Here is a 22,395-nt window from a genome sequence, read left to right as displayed (position 1 = left end):
AACTGGTGCTCATTGTGCGCTCAGTTAATTACAATAAAATTACTCTTAAATGACACTTTTATGACTTTCTGTAGATGTCATAAAAATACGTTTTTCTTTGGGGAAAGAGAACGAGAAGCAAGATCCCTCTCCCAGTGTACTTTGGATCTCTAGGTGTGAGTCATGCCTGCTCAGCACATGTTTAGTGATAGCCAACCCGAGTCCCGAACCGCCGGTTTTACGGCTACGGGCCTTATCGACACGGTAAAAGCGCTCTGTTAAACGATTAATGTGTTCAGGCGCAATACCATCGCCATTGTCTGTTACTGAAAATGCTGGGCTTTCTCCATCTAAATACCACTTTACAACTATTTTCCCATTGGGTTTAGTATAGTGAATGGCATTGAACACCAAGTTAGAAAATGCACTGCGCAGCTCATCAATACACCCTTTTATGTCCAAGCTTTCGTCTACCTCAAAGGTAATATCGTGGTGCTTGTCCTGATTGAGAGACAGTCCTTCTGTATGGATAAGCTTGAGCATGTCAGGCACATTGACCGCCTTGTCATTGCCTTGATCACGGTCCCCTTCAATACGAGATAAAGACAGCAGTTGATTCACTAGGCTGTCCATACGCTTACATTGCTCGATCATCGTATTATGCGCTTTATTCCACATCGCTGGCGGCGGCATTTGATCGCCTTCCATCATCTCTAGATAACCCGTTACCACAGTCAATGGCGTACGTAATTCATGGGAGACATTGGCGACGAAATCTTTGCGCATTTGTTCAAGTTTTTTCAGTCTTGAAATGTCCCTGACCACCATCATTAATTGCTCAGCGTAGGGCATAACACGAAACTCGAGAACACGTTCTCCAATTTGACCACTCTCCAATTCCAATGGATCCGTAAAGTCGTGCTCTTGCATATACTTTACAAACTTCGGATCACGGATCAAATTATCTAGACGCTGCCCATGATCTGTCGGCCATTGCAACCCCAAGATCTTAAGTGCCAATTGGTTACACCAAATAATGCTGAGATCTTGCTGCATCACGATCACCGCATCAGGCACCGCTTCTGCGCCTTCGCGAAAACGGCGGATCAATACAGCCAATTCGTTGCGCTTTTTACGATTGCGATGTTGTAGATGATAAATCCCTTCAAAAATCTGCTCCCAAGCACCAGATCCTTCAGGTGGGTTAAAACTGCGCTGGTTGATCAACCAATCACTCAACTTATAGAGTTGTTTAAAATGCCAAAATAGCAGAACGGATGCTCCCAAAAACAACAATACGAATGGTGCACCCAGTAAAATCCCAATCAAGGTTAGGGGAAGAAAATACAAAAACAGGCGTTTTAATAACGCCTGTTTATCAATCACTCTATACATATAAAATGATCCTAAAATTTAAGCGCTAGGATAACGCTACCACAGCGCGTACATAATTACTTTATACCTTACTAGAAAAACGATAACCAGCACCACGCACAGTTTGTACTAGTCGGTCATGACCTAATGGTGCAATCGCTTTTCTCAAACGTCTAATATGTACATCTACTGTACGGTCTTCAACATAAACATTGGTTCCCCAAACATGATCCAATAACTGCTCGCGGCTATACACGCGCTCGGGGTGCGTCATGAAGAAGTGTAATAGTCTAAACTCCGTTGGACCCATATCTAACTCATTACCTGCTGAGGTAACACGATGCGAAATAGGATCGAGTCGTAAACCATGTACCTCAATCGCTTCTTCCAATGAAGTGGGTGATACACGACGCATGACAGCTTTGATCCGTGCCATGAGTTCTTTAGGAGAAAAAGGCTTGGTCACATAGTCATCTGCACCTACTTCTAATCCTTTAACTTTGTCTTCCTCCTCACCACGTGCTGTCAACATGATGATTGGGATTTGACGTGTGTATTCGCTTTGCTTGAATTTTTTCGCAATTTGGATGCCGCTACCTCCCGGTAACATCCAATCCAGCAGTACCATATCTGGGTATGGCTCTACCATGGCCGCAATTGCCGAATCATAGTCTTCAGCTTCAATTGCTTGAAAGCCGTTTTGTTCCAACACAAACACCAGCATCTCTCTGATCGGTGCTTCGTCATCAACTACTAGTACTCTACGTGACATTCCCATTTATCTCTTACGTTACCGAAGTCGGTTTCATTATTATGACTAAGTATGACAGTTTTATGAAAGTTTACCTGATAAATCTCAGGTATATTCATTTCTCTAGAACATAATTTCAATGAGTTAGATGCACTTTGTCCCTAAATTCTCTTCAAATTGATGCAATTAGAGACGAATAGCTTAGTATTTGAAAGACCATTTATAGGACAAAAAATTTCTCAAATTTGTGAGATCAGTATTTTTCTAACTGTGACGATGGGGGATCAAATTCTTACCTAGTGGATCTCACTTGGATCATGTTTTTACTGACTCATCTCAAAACTCACCTCCCTTACAATTCCTAAGTTATTGATATTTATATTTAGGAAATAGACCTCCCACCTAACATCCGCGCAGTTCCCGAGTTTCGATGGTGATCAGTTGGTATAAATCAGATCCTTTAAAACGCATGTTGGTAAAAATACGATCCTTGAGGCACAGGTAAGTATAACTCTGATCTGAATGCGATATGAGTTGGTAGGATCTTGATCCCTCATCAAGAACTTAGTTAAATCATGATCCCAAAATATGATATGTGAGATCTGCAAGTCCCATGACCATGATTCATGCACCTGCCCACTCGTAAGTCCATAGCCGCCTCATGAAGGCACTTACCAGCCACAAAAAAGCCCCGATACTCGGGGCTTTTACTAATTTCGTGTCGTTATATTACACAATGTATTACTTTACTTTCGGTGCTAACTCACCTGAAAGATACTTTAAGTGCATGTCATCTAAAGAAATAGCTTTGATGTTTGCGGCTTGACCAGCAGTACCGAAAGCCTCATAACGCGCAATACAAATGTCTGTCATTGCTTTTGTTGCTTCAGCTAGGTATTTGCGTGGATCGAAGTTTGCCGGGTTATGAGCAAGGTGACGACGAATTGCACCTGTTGCAGCTAAACGCAGATCCGTATCAATGTTTACCTTACGAACGCCATGTTTGATGCCTTCAACGATCTGCTCAACTGGTACACCGTAAGTTTCTGGGATCTCACCGCCAAACTCATTGATCACCGCTAACCACTCCTGTGGTACAGAGGAAGATCCGTGCATTACTAAGTGCGTATCAGGAATACGCGCATGGATTTCTTTAATTCTATCAATCGCTAAAATATCACCTGTAGGTGGACGCGTGAATTTGTATGCGCCATGAGACGTACCACAAGCAATGGCAAGTGCATCAACACCTGTCTTCTTAACAAAGTCTGCCGCTTCTTCTGGATCTGTCAGTAACTGGTCTTGGGTTAATTTACCCACAGCACCAATACCATCTTCTTCACCTGCTTCACCAGTTTCTAGAGACCCTAATACACCGAGTTCACCCTCTACTGATACACCACACGCATGTGCCATTTCAACTGTGCGACGTGTAACATCTACATTGTACTCATAAGTCGAAGGCGTTTTGCCATCGTCTAGTAAAGAGCCATCCATCATGACAGATGAAAAGCCAAGTTGAATTGAACGCTGACACACTGCTGGTGAGGTACCATGATCTTGGTGCATAACAACCGGGATATGTGGCCATTCTTCAACTGCTGCAAGGATCATATGGCGAATAAAAGGCGCGCCTGCATACTGTCGAGCCCCTGCAGAGCCTTGTACGATCACAGGGCTGTTTGTTCTATCAGCCGCTTCCATGATGGCACGCATTTGCTCTTGATTATTCACATTAAAGGCAGGAACGCCGTATCCATTCTCAGCCGCATGATCGAGAAGTTGACGCATACTGATTAAAGCCATATTGCTTTTCTCCAATTTTTGATGGCTTTTCACCATCTATTTGAACGGGATAGATATTTTTGTGGTTGCTAACAACCGCTATTTACTAAACAAAGAGTGAGAGAGTGTTTAATAAATAGTCTGAGGCGCAAGCGCCTCATATAAACTTATGCTTTTGCTCTTTGCTCAAGCATATCAACTGCTGGTAGTTTTTTACCTTCTAAGAATTCTAAGAAAGCACCACCACCAGTAGAGATATATGAAATTTCATCACCAACACCATACTTATCTATGGCTGCCAATGTGTCGCCACCACCCGCAATTGAAAACGCTTTTGACTTCGCAATTGCGTGCGCGATAGCTTCTGTGCCATTGCCAAACTGGTCAAATTCAAATACACCAACTGGGCCATTCCACACGACAGTGCCCGCTTGTTCGATGATTTTTGCCAATTCATTTGCCGTATTTGGACCAATGTCAAAAATCATGTCATCACTATGTACTTCTGCAACATCCTTAATCACTGCTACAGCAGTCTCTGAAAATTCTTTACCGACTACAACATCCGTTGGCACAGGAATAGCCCCCTCGTTTGCCTGTGCAGCTGCGCTAAGCTTTTGCGCTTCAGGAATAAGGTCTTCCTCATACAAAGATTTACCAACCGGGCTACCAGACGCTGCAATGAACGTATTCGCGATACCACCGCCAGTTACCAGTTGATCTACAATCGTAGACAACGAGTCTAGTACCGTTAGTTTAGTCGATACTTTCGAACCACCAACAATCGCCACAAGCGGACGCGCCGGATTGTCTAACGCTTTACCCAGTGCATCTAATTCAGCAGCTAGCAAAGGACCTGCGCATGCAACCTCTGCAAATAGACCAACACCATGTGTTGAAGCTTGTGCACGGTGAGCCGTACCAAAAGCATCCATCACATACACGTCACACAATGCAGCAAGTTGCTTAGACAGTGCTTCGTCATTTTTCTTCTCACCTTTATTAAAGCGCACATTTTCAAAAACAACCACTTCGCCGTCTGCAACCGCGACGCCATCTAAGTAGTCAGTTACCAAGCGTACGCTTTGCGCTAGTGCTTCATTGAGGTAGTCAACAACGGGTTGCAGTGAATACTGAGCATCGTATTCCCCTTCCGTTGGGCGACCAAGGTGAGACATAACCATTACTTTCGCGCCTTTTTCAAGTGCTAACTTAATGGTTGGCAAAGATGCTTTAATACGTGCGTCAGACGTTACTTTGCCGTCTTTCACTGGCACGTTTAAATCTTCACGAATAAGCACGCGTTTGCCGTTTAAATCTAAATCCGCCATCTTGATGACTGACATGGACATCTCCTTAAAAGAACGATACTAAAATTATTTGGCCTTCATCATTGCCATTGCGGTGTCGAGCATACGGTTTGCAAACCCCCACTCGTTATCACACCATACTAAAACTTTTACCAAACGCTTGTGACTCACCCTCGTCTGCGTACCATCAATAATGCTCGAGTGTGGGTCATGATTGAAATCGACTGAAACCAAAGGCTCTTCTGTGTAATCTAAAATGCCTTGAAGCCTGCCTACAGCTGCTTTTTCCAAGACTTGATTGACCTGCTCTAAAGTCACATCTGAATCTAAAGACACACTCAAATCCATAGCCGTGACGTTAATCGTAGGTACCCTGACGGCAATCGCTTCAAAGCGGCCATGAAATTTGGGTAAAATTCGCTCGATACCACGAGCCAGCTTTGTGTCAACTGGGATAATCGATTGGCTTGCCGCACGCGTACGTCTTAAGTCTTTGTGGTAGGCATCTATCACCTGTTGATCATGCATAGAAGCATGAATCGTGGTGATTGCTCCTGACTCTATCCCAAAAGCATCATCCAGTACTTTTATGACAGGAACAATACAGTTTGTAGTACAAGAGCCATTTGAAACAACGCTATGATGCGCCTTCAAATTGTCATCGTTGATACCATATACGATGGTTTCATCGACATCAGCATCCGCTGGATGAGAGAACAACACTTTTTTTGCACCCGCACTGATATGCGCAGCAGCGTGTTGCCGAGAGTGATATACCCCTGTACATTCAAGTACGACATCAACATCCAGCGCATGCCATGGTAGGTGGCTTGGATCGGGTTCATTGAAAATCTGAATCTGCTGACCAGCAACTTCTAAGTATGGTTTATTGAGCGCGACAGGGAAGGAAAAACGCCCATGAGAGGTATCATATTTCATCAAGTGCGCAATCCCCTCAGGATCGGCAAGCTCGTTGATAGCTACGACTTGAATTTCATTGTGACGCCCTGATTCATAGAGGGCTCGGACAATATTGCGACCTATGCGACCAAAACCATTGATTGCCAGTTTGATTGTCATTAATTAGAAGACCCATTTCTAAGTGCAAAAAGGAGTTATCGACGCTCCCTTATAAAGATGGCGCTATTGTAATCGACCTTGAACAAATGTGTAAGGGATATGCAAAAATTTTTCTTGGTTATACGGTGAGCCACTATAAAACTCATATTAACGACGTCTAAAGTAACGCGTTTAACTTAATATGCTTTTGGGCGCCCAAATGATTTACTTGCGCCAGTAAAAGCTCAGCAGTCGCCAACGCATCGCTCAGCGCGTGGTGGCTTTGATAATCCGGTAATCCATATCGTGCTCTGCATGCAGGCAAGCGCAAATGATCTTGAATTAACTGTGGATGCTGACGAAGCAACTTCGACTTTTCTATTTTCAGGGTGTCTATCATATGCGTGGGACGTGTCGTTATGCCCATCGCCAAAAATGATGCGTGTATAAACGACCAATCAAGCGGCGTGTTGTGGCACACCAAAACCCGCCCTTCAAGGACCTTGGCCAACGCATGCATGATGTCGTCAATATCATGTCCAGCTTCCAGCTGAACGTCATCAATACCATGAAAAATGGGACTTTGATCTAAACATTCTACGCCGCGATTTAGCATATACCGTGATTGAGATAGGACAATTTTTCCTCGCTTGATGATAACCCAAGCCACGGAGACGATTTCATGTTGCGCAGAGTCTAACCCCGTGAGTTCTAAATCTAATACAACGAATTCACGTTCAATCCATAAGCCTTTTGCTGCACCATGTTTAAAAAACCAAGGGAGTTTCCATCGCATCATTTTACAAACTTCCTCTCGCAAACTTAAAAACACATGCCTGCTGCGCTTGCTTAATTAAATGGAATGCTTCTTTTAGCTGGTGTCGCTCTAAAGAACTGAGGGTCTCGGGGTTAATACAATTTGCCGGTAATTGATGCTGCTCAATTTGGCTGCGAAGCCTGAGTTGAGTTAAAAATCGCCAACAATCTTGTAAATTATAAATATCACTTTTATTTAGCTGAGTGTGCGCTTTCAGTGCTTTTAAACGCGCTTGCGTATTGGCTTGGTTAATCCCACACTTGAGCGCGTATATTCTTACCAAGTCATTGATGATTGCGATTCCTCGCGTTTTCAAATCTAAGTATTTGCTTTTATCTTTGCTGCGCTGCAATTTAAACTGTTGAAACAGTCCTATTGGCACGCTATTGGTGCTGATATCCGTTGCCATTGCAGCAAAAAATAACTCCTTTCGACTGATCTCACTAAGTTGTGTCGTCAATTTTTGGTATAGCGATTGCTCGCCACAGATGTATCGATGGTCAAAGAATATTTTGCAATTGAGCATTGCTTGCGGCGTCGGTGACATCATCCAGCCATAAAACCGTGCTGCCCATTCATCCACGGTGCCTCTGCACAACTCATTACTTGCCATAATATTACCAGGACATGCTCGAATTCCACACGCAACCAATTGGTGAGTCACAAATTCACCTAAAGATGCGAAATATGCTCGCTCGGCAGGGCTAATATCATTCGCCAAGATCAGCCCATTGTCTTGGTCAGAGTCCAGCGTTTGCTCTTCTCGCGCTTGAGAGCCAAAACATATCCAACTGAATGCGCAAGGTGCATCACCATGCTGCTTGATAAAGAGCTCTGTGAGTCTGCTCATCAAGGCATCCGTCAACCCGCTTAGCAGTGCTCCCACAAATGAAATATCTTCCACCGTATTTGAGAAGCTTCGCAATAGGACTGGGATCTCTTTAGCTAAAAGTTGTAATTCTTGTGCGCTACTTGCTTTGTACAACTGACCTATTAGTTGCACGGGATTGCTGTTTTGGAGTCGCAATAGATCGGTGCTGGTGACCATTCCTAACGGCACTCTCGCCTCATTTAGCACCGGTAGGTGATGAATATTGTGCTTTAGCATGAGGTGTAAAGCAGAAAATACTCGATTATTCTCAAAGATAAACTTAGGTTCAGGTGTCATGATCGATGCTACCGGCATAGCAGGGTCAAGTTCACTCGCCAATACGCGATTGCGCAAATCTCTGTCCGTGACAACGCCATGCAATTGTCCTCCCTCGGTTATCATCACTGAGGAGACCCCTTCAGATTGCATGACTTGCGCAGCTTCAACAATACTGGCTGTAGGCTCTAATACAACCGCTGACTTGGTCATTAGTTTTGAGATTTTTCGCTCGGACCACCCTTTGCCACGTTCTTGGTAATGACTGGATAGCAAACGTTTTTTATGCGCCCTCACAAAGTGTTGTTCAAATAGCTTGTATTCATGTCGCAAAAAATCAAAACCTGCTTGTGGCAATATGAGTATGAGCCCAGGGCTTTGCACTTCAAGACGGTTTTTGATTTCCTCCCCAGTCAATAGCGACGGATAGCCAAAGTAATCACCACTAGACAACCGGGTCACCACCTCTCCCGTCGTGTCAACCAAGTCAAATATCCCCGTCCTTACGAGGTATAAATATTTCTCTTCGTCCTGTAAAGCATCTGCTTGATTATGTACCGTGAGATAAATTACCTCAGCATGATTAACAAAATAATGTGCACTCGCTATTGGAAGCGCATTAAATGGAGACTGCTTTGATACAAAGCCTAAAACATCCTGATGTTCTACTGTCATTCCTGTTTGCGTCATATTTTTATCATCTCAAAGCAAAATAGCCCAGCTAAAAAACTGGGCTATTTTTTGCGGTTTGAATATTAGTGTGCGTGAGCAGCACTAGACCCTTTTGGATTACGGATCCCATCAACCATACGCTTGACTTCTTCTGGCGTTTCAGCTGTCAACTTCATAACCACAGCAGCCACCACAAAGTTTACAACCATGCCTATGATCCCAATACCCTCAGGTGAAATCCCAAACAACCAGTTGGCTGGCGCATTCAATTCAGGGCTAATAAACTTGAAGTAAATAATGTAAGCCGCAGTGAAGCCGATACCCGAAACCATACCGGCTATTGCGCCTTCCTTGTTCATGCGTTTAGAGAAAATACCCATGATAATTGCCGGGAAGAAACTTGCCGCCGCCAAACCAAATGCAAAGGCTACCACTGAGGCGACAAACCCGGGAGGATTAATACCGAAATACGCAGAGATACCGATGGCCACCATTGCTGCAAGCCTTGCTGCCAGTAATTCTTGTTTATCACTGATGTCAGGTTTCAATGTACGCTTGAGCAAATCATGGGAAACTGAGGTAGAAATTACCAGCAAGAGTCCAGCCGTTGTTGACAATGCAGCCGCTATGCCGCCCGCCGCCACTAATGCAATTACCCATGCTGGCAAGTCAGCAATTTCAGGATTTGCAAGTACCATAATATCGCGGTCAATTTTTACTTCGTTTGTGCTCGCAGGGTCGTCAATTTTACCTGCTGAGTAGAACATCTTGCCGTCACCATTTTTGTCGTTAAAAGTAATAAGCCCTGTTCTTTCCCAATTTTTAACCCACTGAGGCGCTTCAGCATACGCGGTACCGCTGCCATCTTTACCATTGATGGTGTCAATCATATTGACGCGTGCAAACGATGCAACGGCTGGAGCTGTTGTGTATACAATTGCGATAAACACCAATGTCCAAGCTGCTGAAATACGTGTGTCTTTTACTTTTGGTACCGTAAAGAAGCGCACAATGACGTGAGGTAGACCCGCCGTACCCACCATCAATGCTGCGGTGATGGCAAAGACATCAATCATACTCTTTGAGCCCTCGGTGTATTGCGCAAAGCCCAGTTCCGCACTCAACCCATCAAGCTTATCCAATACATACGTGCCTGAACCATCGGCGAGTGTTGCACCAAACCCAGTTTGTGGTAGCAAGTGGCCTGTCATCATCATCGAAATAAATATCGCTGGTACAAGATAAGCGAATACCAATACGCAATACTGTGCGACTTGGGTATATGTGATCCCTTTCATACCGCCGAGGACAGCATAGAAGAATACGATCACCATACCGATGTACACGCCGGTTTCAATATCAACTTCTAAGAAGCGTGAAAATACCACACCAACGCCGCGCATTTGGCCAGCTATATAAGTAAAACAAATAAAAATGGCACACAGAATAGCGACCACACGCGCGACTTGAGAGTAGTAACGATCGCCAATAAAATCTGGCACGGTAAATTTACCAAATTTACGTAGATAAGGTGCCAAACACAGCGCCAAAAGCACGTAACCACCTGTCCACCCTAAGAGATAAACACCACCGTCATACCCTGCAAAAGAAATAATTCCCGCCATAGAAATAAACGAGGCTGCGCTCATCCAATCAGCGGCGGTTGCCATCCCGTTGGCCAATGGCGGCACACCGCCACCGGCAACATAAAATTCATTCGTTGAACCTGCACGTGCCCAAATTGCGATACCAATATAGAGGGCAAAACTCAGCCCAACGATTAAAAATGTAAACGATTGAACATCCATCATGTTGCTCCCTATTCATCCACGCCGTATTTTTTATCAAGCGCATCCATTTTTGATACGTAGACAAAAATCAAAGCAACAAACGTATAAATTGCACCTTGTTGGGAAAACCAAAAGCCCAATTTAAACCCGAAAAAACGTATTTCATTTAAGACATCTACCAGTAAAATGCCAAAACCGAATGATACGACAAACCAAATTGTCAGCAGTTTAAACATCAAGGCTAGATTTTCTGACCAATATGCTTTTGCTTGTTCTTCACTTTTAAAGGCCATTATTTACTCCCCCTTTAACTCATTCAAAATGAATGTGTTGGTATTAATTGACCTTTTGACTGTAGCAATGGCTTTGGATTATTGAATTGAGACCTTAGTCGTAAAACCAATCTTACGTTTACGTAAACTGCAAGAAAACCGAACTTGAATAACTTTAATAGTTATATAAATCAGATAGTTATGAAATTATTATGCTTCTCATACATTTAGTATTAACAATCCATGCTATATAAGACATTAGTCTAAATAGCACAACAAACAAGCATTATTCCTTAATAATCAGTGTATTATATTCTTCATTCGCGATGACTGGCTTATAGAAACTAAGCCAGATATGATAAATCAGCACTAAGGCTAGAAATTAACAATACAATCAAAAACATCTATTAGGATTCAAGATGACTGCAGCCCTCATACTCGTTGCTCTTAGCTATATCGGATTGCTATTTTGGTTAGCTAATTGGGGTGACAAACAAACCCCTTTGGCACAAAAAATCAGTCATCACCCTTTTGTTTATGCACTCGCATTGGGGATTTATTGCACCTCGTGGACATATTATGGCTCTGTCGGCACTGCAGCAGCGAGCAGTTGGCACTTTTTCCCAATTTTATTAGGCCCAGCCTTGCTGTTTTTGTTTGGTCATGGCTTTTTACGCAAGCTGATTTTAGTCAGTAAAAAGCAAAATATTACAACCATTTCCGACTTTATCAGTGCCCGCTATGGAAAACGCCAAACCACAGCTATCATGGTGACACTAATCGCCCTGCTCGCAACCATTCCATATATCGCACTGCAACTCAAAGCCCTCGCCAACAGTTTTGAACTACTGCGTAATAATGACGATATTTCAGGCGCAGCTTTGGCGCTCACCGGCACCTTGATGATGGCACTGTTTGCCATCTTTTTTGGTGCAAGAAAAGTGGATGTCACGGAGTATCGATCTGGTTTAATGCTGGCCATTGCTTTTGAATCAGTGATAAAGCTGCTGGCTTTAATTGCGGTTGCTTATCTATCTTTTCAAGCCATTGTGGTCCAAAAAAATACTGATTTTGTGTGGGCGCATTGGCAAGATTTTGACTTTTCTAACTTCAATTTTATTGGCCAGACATTGATGGCTGCTGCTGCCATTATATGCTTGCCAAGACAGTTTCACGTTACCGTGGTCGACAATCAAAATAGTAATCACTTAAATACTGCCAGATGGGCATTCCCTCTCTATTTAATGCTCATAGCATTGATGATTATCCCCATTGCTAGCGCGGCCATTCACCCACAAATAGGTCAGCAAATTTCAGCCGATAGCTTTGTATTGGCATTGCCACTGAATCTTGAATACCCCGTCATTTCAACATTCGTTTTTATCGGTGGGTTGTCAGCAGCAACAGCTATGATTGTCGTTGCAACACTGACACTCAGTACCATGCTATCCAATGATATTGTTCTGCCCTTGTTACTAAAGAGACGGTTTAAAAGAAGCCTCCTAACCAACAACTACAAATCTCAAATTCTCTTGGTTCGACGTTTTATCATTGGCGCCATATTATTATTGGCCTATTTATATCAACAATGGGTCGGGCATGGCGCCGCACTGGCGAGTATGGGGCTGGTTGCCTTTTCGCTAGTCACGCAATTACTGCCCGCAATAGTCGGTGGGCTTTATTGGCGTAAAGGGCATGCCTATGGTGTATACGCGGGGCTCACTGCGGGTCTCATTTGCTGGGCCTTATTTTTATTACTACCCATTATATCTACGCCAGAATTGTTGGACTACCAAACTCAACAATCCATTGTAACACGCGGTACACTCCTCGCTTTATTGGCCAATATCAGCTGTTATATCAGTTTTTCCTTAGGTGCATATGAGCGTTTAATCGACAAATTGCAGGCAACTGCATTTGTTAAGCCTAAAGAACAAGCGGCACTGGCTAAGAAGCTCAACAAAGAAGTCAAGGCCACAGTCTATGACTTTAAGGTCTTACTGCAAACGTTCTTGGGGATCCAACGTAGCCAGCAATTGCTTGGTCACTATGCTCTCAATGAAGATATCGATAATAACAACGCTTCCCCAACGGCTGATTTTATTAGCTTTTGTGAACGTGCCCTAACCGGTGTATTAGGCGCATCATCCGCACAGGCTCTGATCCATGCCGTGTCTTCAGGAAAGCAAATGGCATTTGAAGAAGTCGTCACTTTCTTCGATGAAACCACACAAGCCCTGCAGTTTAATCAAAACTTGCTATTTACCTCTTTGGAAAACCTTAGCCATGGTATTTCTGTTGTCGACAAAGATTTAAAGCTTGTTGCTTGGAACAAGCGATACCATGAGATGTTTGAATACCCCAAGGGATATTTACAAGTGGGACAAGATATTGAAGAAATTATTCGCTATAACGCACAACGTGGTGAATGTGGTCCCGGCGCACTAGAGAAGCTAGTAGAGAAACGTGTACAACATCTTAAAAATGGGACACCACACCATTATATTCGTCACAGAGAGAATGGCCAAGTGTTTGAGATGACAGGTAACCCATTGCCCGGCGGCGGGTTTGTAACAAGTTTTTCTGATATCACGATGCACATGGCCACACAAAATGCGTTAGAAGAAATCAATATGGATCTTGAAAATCGCATTGAGGCCAGAATGCTAGAAATCCGTGCGATCAACCAAGACCTTAAAGCCCAGATCGCCACCAGAGAAAAAATTGAACAGGATTTAGTGGCGGCTAAAAAAGAAGCCGAAAAAGCCAATGACAGTAAAACACGCTTTTTGGCGCTCGCAAGTCACGATATTTTACAACCCTTAAATGCCGCCAGATTATATTTAGGTGCTATAGAGGAAAAGCATTTACCTGACGCTGAGCGCAGTAACCTTCACAAACTTGGTGACAGCTTGGACTCTACTGTGCACTTGATGTCATCGTTACTCGACATCGCTAAGTTAGAGCAAGGTGCCATGCAACCGACGCCACGTCACTTTAAAATCACAGACATCTTAGCGCCACTGGAAAATGAGTACGCAATCATATGTCAGGATAAAGGCCTCAAGCTGAAAGTCAGGAACAGCGAGTTTACCGTGCACAGTGATATCACGTATTTACGTCGAGTCGTTCAAAACTTAGTCTCCAATGCCGTGAAGTACACGGAATCAGGTCGTGTTTTAATTGCCTGTAGACAACGCGCGCACAGTTTACGTATAGAGGTTTGGGACACGGGTCCCGGTATTACCCATCATGAACAACAAAAGATTTTTAATGACTTTTATCGCATTGAAGCGGGAGACAACCGAGGAGTTGGGTTAGGCCTTGGTGTTGTGAAGCGACTATGCGACTTGATGAGTATTCCACTGGCTATTAAATCAGTGCCCACAAAAGGCAGCCGCTTTTATATTGATGTACCGCTGGGAGATGAGAGTCAAGTGGTCTCACCCAATCAGGTGAATCAGACTGACAACAAACGTAAGCTCAAGGTGATGGTCATAGATGACGATCCTAACAATTTATCGGCTATGTCGAGCTTACTCACAAAGTGGCAGCTTCAGCACAACTTGTTTAGTCAAGTCGAAGAGACGATACAGTATGCAAAAGACAACAAAGCACCCGATATGCTTTTAGTCGATTACCAATTGGATTCACACTGCGATGGCATTACCTTGATCAAGACCTTGCGCGAGATATGGCAAAGTGACATACCGGCAGTACTCATTACCGCGGTGCGCGATCAATCACTAAAAACACACGTAAAAGAATGCCAAATTCACTATTTAACGAAGCCTTTGAAGCCTGCAAAACTAAAAGCGTTATTCAATCATTCTTACTGACTATGTCAGAGCGCTAACTTGATCTGATCACGACCTGCGGCTTTGGCCTGATAGACAGCCTGATCAGCCGCTTTTAGAGACTTACTAAAAGGCATATTTAAATTGACATCTGCAACACCGATACTGACGGTAAAAGATATCTGTTGTCCTTCATACGGTACTGTAAGCGCAGCAGCTTCCTCACGAAGTCGCTGTGCGACGTTAATAGCCAACGCAACTTCCGTCTCTGGCAGCAGAATAATGAACTCCTCGCCTCCTAGCCGACACACGCAGTCTTCTGCCCTAACTAAGTTAGTACAACAGTCAGAAAAACGTTTTAATACTTCGTCCCCACCATCGTGCCCATACTTGTCATTAATCCCCTTGAATCGGTCTAAATCAATCATGAGCAAGCTCAAAGGCCTATCAGAGCGTTGATGACGACTCATTTCACTCTTTGCATAGTCCATTAAATATCGACGGTTTTTCAGTCCGGTAAGCACATCCTGAAACGCCATTTCAGTTAACTTTTGCTGCATATGCCACAGCTCATGGACCAATAATCGACGGCTGCAACAATCCGCAATGAGTTCCGCAGCAACCACTTCCCACGACAACCAATCTCGAGGATGAAAGCGGCCTTCGCAACACACTACACCAATTGCTAAACCATTTTGAAAAATAGCAGTATCAAGTAGCGCAGATATCTGTTGCGGTTTTAAATACCCTTCTCTGAATTCACAGGTCCGAGAATCGGTTAATGCATTGCGCGCCGAGATGGTTTCACCACTCACAATAGTACGAAAATATATGGGATAGTCGGTCACAAGAAGTTCAGGCATAGACCCTGAAAAGACAGCATTCCAATCTGTGTTGGCATAGTTTATTAATTTGGTGGGATGAGCCGCATCATCGAACAGCCACACCGATACACGACTCACATTAAGTAATGCCTTACCTTCCGAAATAATATCAGCGAGAAATTGTTGATGGCCAACGGAGACATCGACTTCTTTGGATAAAACACGCCTCAGCCTTTGCGTAACGTGCGTGAGCTCATTATGCCTATGGTTAGACAAATCATCATTTTCTCTACTATCTACAGCCAATTTATTCACCCAAATACATCTCGTTTTGTACTTGTTTCCAAGTCATCTCGCAACTTACCAATAGAAAGTTGGTACCAAGTATTTCATTGGTTCTGTTTTACCAATTTCCAGATACCTTTGTTTTGGGGTAAAACAACTAAGCCACTGCTTTGAATAATAATACGCCAGTGAGATAAAAAATCACCCATTTTTATCTCACTGGCAATGCTTCTTTGCAAAAAATGCGACCAACGTCATCCCCTATAAACATTTTATTATTTGGGATATTTCGATGTAGAAAGCTAAGGCATTGATTTACAAGAAGCCCCCTAAAGTGGGACGTTCAATTTGCATTGTGTGGAAAATAAAAAGGAGCTGAAAGCTCCTTTTTATCACAAGTATTTTAGTAAATACTTTTTCATAATTGGGTCATGCTGCGCCATTTCACGCTGCTCCTCCAAAATATCATTCAGCATTTGGTAAGAGGTCAATGGATTTGCCAACACAACTCTAAATACAACCGTAGGCTGGTTATCATATTGCTCTGGCGTCAAGCGCGTCCGCGATACAAATGAACGACCGGTTTCACGCTGCCTTTTTTGCATGCTCGCCGTTAATCGATTCAAAGCAGCATAGATGTCCAACTTTTCTTGCGCATCCGCTGTCTCTAGCGCGGCTTTAATCGCTTTAGGCACGTAACGGTAGGTGAGTAAGCACAGTTCAGGTTGAGAGATCAGCTCAAAATCATCCTGATTGACGATCAGATCAGCAAAGTATTGTGCTTTTTCTATACTATGATCTATCAACATTTCATAGCCTTTGCGACCTATTACTTGCAAACACGCATGCACTAACATTGCCATGCCGGGGCGGCTCCCCTCTAAGGTATGACTACCTAAGTCTTTTGAACCTTTACGTAAAATATATTCAGCGTGGTGTTCAATCACATCCGTCGCAGCAGGATCTTTGAATAATACGATACCAGCCCCCATCGGCACATACATTTGCTTATGTGCATCGATCGTCACTGAGTCAGCCTTTTCAATGCCTGATAACAAATGCCGGTATGTATTGGACAATAATGTGGCGCCCCCCCATGCTGCATCCACATGGAAATGACAATTTAATTCTTCACACAACTGTGCCATGTCAACGAGCGGGTCAATGCTACCCGTCTCAGTAGTCCCTGCAACGCCCACAATGGCCATTACTTTAATACCTTGTGACTCTAGCTCTAATGCCTTTGCTCGCATTGCAACCATGTCTACTTTGTTGTTGTTATCCGTCCCGATAGCAATAAAGTTCTCTCGGCCAATACCCAATACATCCGCCGCTTTACCCAACGAGTAGTGTCCTCGCTCAGATACCAAGACTGCCAGCCCTTTATAGCCATAGTGCATCATGGCTGCAAACATACCTTGAGAAGAGATCCCCTTAAAATCGCCATCTGGCTTAAGCAGGCGGTTTCTCGCAATCCACAGAGCAGTAATATTCGCAATCGTGCCACCTGAACAAAAGGCGCCTAGTGCATTTTTAGCACTGTGCATCCACTTTTGATAAAAGGCATCATTTTGGCCATAAGTTAAGTGGTGCATCATGCCCAGAACTTGCCTTTCAAGTGGCGTAAAAGCTTTTGAAGTTTCAATCTTTACTAAGTTCTGGTTTAGCCCAACCATCAATTTAGAGAGCGGCAGCAAGAAATGCGGCAATGCAGACGTCATATGGCCAATAAAGCTTGGTGACGCGGTATGAACCGAATGCGCGACTAACTGCTCCATGATATCTTGAGCATAATCCGAAACAAAAGTCGGCTCTTCAGGGATAGAAGCAGATTGAAAATCTTTTTCTATCTCGTGTAATGGCTTCTCAACAGCAGCAATGTTCTCATTCAAAAACCCAGCTAGGTTATGTGAGATTTCTTGTTCTATTTTACTGAGTGTAGAGCCTGGCGCTTCTGGTACGGTAAAGATTCGCATTAAGCTTTCTTCAGAAGCGACTGCACAACGCTTTGGACCCATTCTAATTCCCAATCACAAAAGAGTAGGCAGATGTGTGCGCCACGAGGCTGCGTCTGATAGGCACATCTACCTTGCTAATTTATTACGAAATGACTAACTCTACTTTAAAGTTACGGGAAAGTCTGCAAATAGGGAGTAAAAAAGTAATCTTAAACGCTATTTTCTATATAAATTGATGAAATAGGGCTTTTTAGGAACATACTTAACCGTCATTTAATGAAATACTTTGTAAAATCCTCACCAAGCCTATAAAATTTGCAATATTGTTAATGCTCAGGCAATCGGAACTGCAATGAAAAAATGGAACTTTGCTCGCCGTCCTCCCTCTTTTACTTGGGTGTTGGTGGGTTTTTTTACCTTCGTGATATCGCTGGCAGGGTACGTTTACTACACCTACCATCATACCAAAACAGTGATCATGGAAGACATCGATGAAACACTGCGGATCGCAGCACAAAGTGCCAACCTATTTGTCGGTGCTGATTATCACGATAACCTCAACAACATCAGCGAAGCCGAATTTAAACATGCAAGTGAACAACTGACCAAGCTCGCACAAGCGGTTGGCGTCGAATATGTCTACACTATGGTATATGACTCGCCACATGTTCGTTTCACAGCGTCCAGCTATACCGTAGATGACATTACCAACGGTAACATTACCTTATTTAGAGATATCTACCCAGAAGCAACAACGATTAATAAAGGCGCTTTTCGTTCTACAAAGGCTGTGTTTGAGGTGTCCGCTGACAAGTGGGGACATTTTAAAACTATTTTCGTCCCGCATATTACGCCTAAAGGACAAATCTATTTAACCGGTGCTGACATCCCCATTTCTCACATTGAGTCGCAACTGCAAGACAACGTCGCCCAAGCAGCCCTGTCTGCCAGCTTTTTCTTTTGTATTGCGTTGCTCGTGGCTGGTATGTATTTGCTGGTCTATCGACGTACTTTAACAACAGATGCCAGAACAGGGTTTGCCAACCGCTTGGCCCTAGAACAAGATTTACTCAACGCCAAACGCCAACATTTAAGTCTGGCAATTATTTCAATTTGCGAACTAGAAGAAATCATCAGTTTTTACGGCGCGGCAGTTGGCGACAACGTTATTCAAAATGTCATGCGCTACTTTCAGGGTTTTACAAAACCATTTAAGGTTTATCGACTGGCGACCTCGAAGCTTGTTTTACTGTGTGACACGCCAAATGGCGAACATTACCTGAATAATTTGATCTCTGAATTTCCTTTTTCTCGACCTATATTAGATGAACCACTGTTATACATTCAACTCAAGGCGGGTATCGCTAAAGGGAATAAAGGCCTCCTATTGGAAAATGCATTTATCGCATGCCGCCAAGCTCAGCAATTACGTCCAACAACGTACATTTATGGTCAGCAAACACAAAAAACCAAATTGCTACAAGAGTCCAACTTGGCCATCGCAAAAACAGTGCAAAGTGCCTTTGACCAACACCGTATCATTCCATACTTTACCCCAAGGGCACGTATTCATGACGGCAAGATTGTACAGTATCACTGTGCTCCACGCGTATTGACCGAACAGGGCGTCATTCTTAAGTCCCAAGCATTTGGCGAGGTCATCAAGCATTCGCGTCTAAACTCTCAACTTACAAAGCAAATGTTGGAGTTATGTGTCACTCAGTTTAGAAAAACGAATATCGCTTGGAGTCTAGCGCTGACGCCTCAGGATTTAAGCGATCCCCAAATGATGGAGTGCATTAGCCAAGCGATTAACCGCTACCCACAGCCGAACCTAATTACGTTTGAATTAGATGAACAAGCCCTGATCAGCCAGTTTAATGATATGTCAGCAATCATCAGTATATTGCGCAGTAAGGGGGTAAATATCCTTGTAAATTCACGTAACAGCGGCCTACTCACCATCAGCAGAATGCTAAAAATGTCGATTAATGCAGTCAAACTTGAAGAGACGCTTGTTGAGCAACTCGCTGATAACCCACAAGTAAGAGGGCTCGTAAAACATATCGGGGAACAATGTAAAGACAGTCAAATATCTTTAATTGTGTCAGGGATTACGAGCAAAACACAGCTACAACAACTTGAAGAAACTCATATTACGATGTTTGAGGGCTCCTATATCGGTGCTGCTGCACCGCATATTAAAGAACCACAAGAAGCACCTATTTTTGATAGCTAAAAGGCACCATAAGGTGCCTTTTTACTGTTTGATCTTTACCACTAAGCGCGTACTGGATTGACCGCTAGCCCAGTACTTTCGTTCAAATGGCGTGATAGCGTTGTCACTTTGATATGGCTGCACATCAGCTTCTATACCTGCAAGATGCAATGCTCGGGCAAACTCTTTTACATAAATATTCCAATTGCTTCGTACCTCTAAGCAGCCGCCCAATTTAACGATATATGGGAAAACCGCAGCACCATGCCAACGACGCTGGATATGCTTCGCCTTGGGCCAAGGGTTTGGATAAAGTAAATAGTGATGGGTTGGCTGCCAGTTCGCTTCACACGCTAAACGCCAGAAGTCATTCAAGTCCGCTTGCACTAAAATATACTGCCCATGCTCATCCTGTTTATACTCCACATCGTGCTTATCAAGTCGGTGGGAAGATTTGTCGATACCAATGACGAGCGCATTAGGATGTAATGCTGCTAAGTTAGCTGTGCTTTCACCCACCCCACAACAGGAGTCCAAAATAATTGGCCCGTTAAAAGCCTGAACCTTTTCATTCACTTCATTAAATGCGTTTAAAGTATGCGCTGCGATAGGCTTTTTGAACTCTGAATTAAGGTGCTTTTGGACAATTTCATCCAGCTTTTCATGCAGTTCAGTCTGGTTAGTGGTGATACTTCGAGAGTTTGCGTCAGCCATGGTACTCGTATTTTTATCTGTAAATGGAGCAATTTTAGAAGCTTGGTGAGCAAAGTAAATAGCGTATTGTCAAATTAATAGGGCTGTGCAGGCGATTCTCTAGACTGGTCGTCAAATTAAATACCCTTTTGTTCCTACTGGGGTATATTTGGTATCAGTTTCATGGCCGATTGAAGAGCACAATAATTTTGTGTCCCCAAACAGCCATGCAGAACGGTAAGGCTTATCTTACATAAACATACGACGTATGCTGAGATACATACGAGCTAATGTTTGTTGATTTGTATATGCTTGAGAAACCATAGATATTTTGGTAGTTAAGCATAGAATAATCACTACCAGAACCTGAACAACCTGAGTTCTCATGCCAGAATAGTCTGTATCTTCTCTCGCCCGACTCTCCAGGGATCAAACCCAGTGTTTCTTGTAATGGCATACAGTTAGCCTGTTTTAATACCGCAATATCAGCAATCGCGTATGCTCCATTTGCCGTAGGCGCTGTGATCATTAACTCTTGGAACGTATCTTTGATAGTTTTCCAGTGCGCATCAGGTAAGTAGTAGTTATCATCAAATGAAGTGATGTTCTGCGCCTCTACAAAAAAGCCTGTCAGATCATTTGGCCAGCCATTGTAGTTTTTATTTGGAACAAACCTAAGACTCACAAGCATCCAACCACCGCCTTGATATTCCATATCACAGTAGGTTGTAAACTCGCTTAATCCACCTTCGCCATCTACATCAAGTTTGTAATAACCCGACTGAGCAGAAGGGTCTGAGCTTAGAATAGCCTGACAACTTTGTGGTACAGGTACACTTGGCTCACGTACATTCAAGTTTGCTCGAATGGTCATGGTATCTCCACCTAAGGTGGTAATATCCTGTGCAAATAAGTGCTCATTCAATTCAAGTACGTTAATTACTTCAGTCGTATGGGTTACTTCCGAGTCACTCGATTGCTCTTCTTGTAATTGAATATCATGTGTACCAACTGAAGTAAGCTGGTCCGTTACTCTCGTCTGGTCCAGTTTATAGTTAATTCCTGAATCTAAAGCACCTGCATTATTCGGCGCATAGACTGCTAAATAAGCAACTTTTTGGGCCGTTGTTGATTTGCTACTTTCTTGATATTGAACTTGCGCGTTAAAGCCTTCTCGGGTGACGTGACTCGCTCTCGCTGTGTATGGCTCTGTACCATTAAGTGCTTGACCCGTTAAAAATACATATGGCACCTGCGGCATCTTTTCTTGGAAAGAAACCATTTTACTCGCAGCATCAAGATCAATTACGCCTACCTCCCAAATAGAACCATCCAGCTGCTGATGGCGGCCAATGCCCATTACCATCGTTGGAACGGTTTCATCTTGGTGAGCACCATCTAAATAAGACCACTCAGAAAATTTAACTGCCACGGTGCCATCGTTATTGTCTACGACAGATACGGTACCTGGACTTACATCATTCAAGGTTGGCACACCTGTAAAAATAGCCTGCTGTGCGCTTTTGTTCACAGCAATGCCTTGGTCATTCACTTGGTTAGTTTGCAGTTCCACCGCTTGAGCGGTAAAAACTGAAGAAATGCATAGCGCAAGTAGAGCTTTTTTAGTCATCCTTATTCCCTCTGACTATTGGTTGGTAATTTAT

Annotated in this window: 15 protein-coding genes; 2 read left to right on the top strand and 13 right to left on the bottom strand. The window is 43.4% G+C overall.

Annotated elements, in window-relative coordinates; all coding sequences use genetic code 11:
* Positions 1-45 precede the first annotated feature (45 nt).
* From phoR to L1286_RS04970, 9 genes are all read right to left on the bottom strand, one after another.
* Complete coding sequence (gene phoR, locus L1286_RS05010) at positions 46-1,374, bottom strand: phosphate regulon sensor histidine kinase PhoR (protein WP_235405805.1); 1,329 nt, start codon at positions 1,372-1,374, stop codon at positions 46-48.
* A 61-nt stretch (positions 1,375-1,435) separates the two neighbouring features.
* Positions 1,436-2,125 (bottom strand): phosphate regulon transcriptional regulator PhoB, encoded by a 690-nt coding sequence (phoB, locus tag L1286_RS05005; RefSeq protein WP_235405804.1) that lies wholly within the window; start codon positions 2,123-2,125, stop codon positions 1,436-1,438.
* Between the two features lie 720 nt (positions 2,126-2,845).
* Entirely contained in the window at positions 2,846-3,910 is a 1,065-nt protein-coding gene (gene fba / locus L1286_RS05000; RefSeq protein WP_235405803.1) for a class II fructose-bisphosphate aldolase, read from the bottom strand.
* Positions 3,911-4,056: 146 nt separating this feature from the next.
* Positions 4,057-5,235 carry a phosphoglycerate kinase gene (locus tag L1286_RS04995; protein ID WP_235405802.1) on the bottom strand — a complete coding sequence of 393 codons (1,179 nt, stop codon included), beginning with the start codon at positions 5,233-5,235 and terminating at the stop codon, positions 4,057-4,059.
* A 30-nt stretch (positions 5,236-5,265) separates the two neighbouring features.
* Positions 5,266-6,279 carry an erythrose-4-phosphate dehydrogenase gene (gene epd / locus L1286_RS04990; RefSeq protein WP_235405801.1) on the bottom strand — a complete coding sequence of 338 codons (1,014 nt, stop codon included), beginning with the start codon at positions 6,277-6,279 and terminating at the stop codon, positions 5,266-5,268.
* Between the two features lie 157 nt (positions 6,280-6,436).
* A complete protein-coding gene (locus L1286_RS04985) occupies positions 6,437-7,057 on the bottom strand; it encodes a 3'-5' exonuclease (RefSeq protein WP_235405800.1) in 621 nt (206 codons plus the stop codon).
* 1 nt (position 7,058) lies between these two features.
* The gene (locus L1286_RS04980; protein ID WP_235405932.1) at positions 7,059-8,897 is read right to left on the bottom strand and encodes a DUF294 nucleotidyltransferase-like domain-containing protein; all 1,839 of its coding nucleotides are present in this window, start codon (positions 8,895-8,897) and stop codon (positions 7,059-7,061) included.
* A gap of 80 nt (positions 8,898-8,977) precedes the next feature.
* The gene (locus L1286_RS04975; RefSeq protein WP_235405931.1) at positions 8,978-10,702 is read right to left on the bottom strand and encodes a sodium:solute symporter family protein; all 1,725 of its coding nucleotides are present in this window, start codon (positions 10,700-10,702) and stop codon (positions 8,978-8,980) included.
* An 11-nt stretch (positions 10,703-10,713) separates the two neighbouring features.
* Entirely contained in the window at positions 10,714-10,977 is a 264-nt protein-coding gene (locus tag L1286_RS04970; RefSeq protein WP_235405799.1) for a DUF4212 domain-containing protein, read from the bottom strand.
* 398 nt (positions 10,978-11,375) lie between these two features.
* On the opposite strand from L1286_RS04970, the gene L1286_RS04965 reads away from it, so the two are divergent.
* Positions 11,376-14,795, top strand: a complete 3,420-nt coding sequence (locus tag L1286_RS04965; protein WP_235405798.1) for a hybrid sensor histidine kinase/response regulator — start codon at positions 11,376-11,378, stop codon at positions 14,793-14,795.
* Between the two features lie 5 nt (positions 14,796-14,800).
* On the opposite strand, the gene L1286_RS04960 is transcribed toward L1286_RS04965, so the two are convergent.
* Positions 14,801-15,883, bottom strand: a complete 1,083-nt coding sequence (locus L1286_RS04960; protein ID WP_235405797.1) for a sensor domain-containing diguanylate cyclase — start codon at positions 15,881-15,883, stop codon at positions 14,801-14,803.
* A 371-nt stretch (positions 15,884-16,254) separates the two neighbouring features.
* Positions 16,255-17,880 (bottom strand): pyridoxal-dependent aspartate 1-decarboxylase PanP, encoded by a 1,626-nt coding sequence (gene panP, locus L1286_RS04955; protein WP_235405796.1) that lies wholly within the window; start codon positions 17,878-17,880, stop codon positions 16,255-16,257.
* A gap of 292 nt (positions 17,881-18,172) precedes the next feature.
* Here panP and L1286_RS04950 point away from each other — a divergent pair, with 292 nt between their 5' ends.
* Positions 18,173-20,059, top strand: coding sequence for a bifunctional diguanylate cyclase/phosphodiesterase (locus tag L1286_RS04950; RefSeq protein ID WP_235405795.1), 1,887 nt, complete (start codon positions 18,173-18,175; stop codon positions 20,057-20,059).
* A 21-nt stretch (positions 20,060-20,080) separates the two neighbouring features.
* On the opposite strand, the gene trmB is transcribed toward L1286_RS04950, so the two are convergent.
* Together trmB and L1286_RS04940 are read right to left on the bottom strand one after the other, a co-directional pair.
* On the bottom strand, positions 20,081-20,752 hold the full coding sequence (gene trmB / locus L1286_RS04945) for a tRNA (guanine(46)-N(7))-methyltransferase TrmB (protein WP_235405794.1): 672 nt from the start codon (positions 20,750-20,752) through the stop codon (positions 20,081-20,083).
* 223 nt (positions 20,753-20,975) lie between these two features.
* Positions 20,976-22,361 (bottom strand): fibrinogen-like YCDxxxxGGGW domain-containing protein, encoded by a 1,386-nt coding sequence (locus L1286_RS04940; protein WP_235405793.1) that lies wholly within the window; start codon positions 22,359-22,361, stop codon positions 20,976-20,978.
* Positions 22,362-22,395: the final 34 nt, after the last annotated feature.

Source organism: Pseudoalteromonas sp. SMS1 (assembly GCF_021530565.1).
Lineage (GTDB): Bacteria > Pseudomonadota > Gammaproteobacteria > Enterobacterales > Alteromonadaceae > Pseudoalteromonas.
This window is presented reverse-complemented; position numbering and strand designations above follow the sequence as displayed.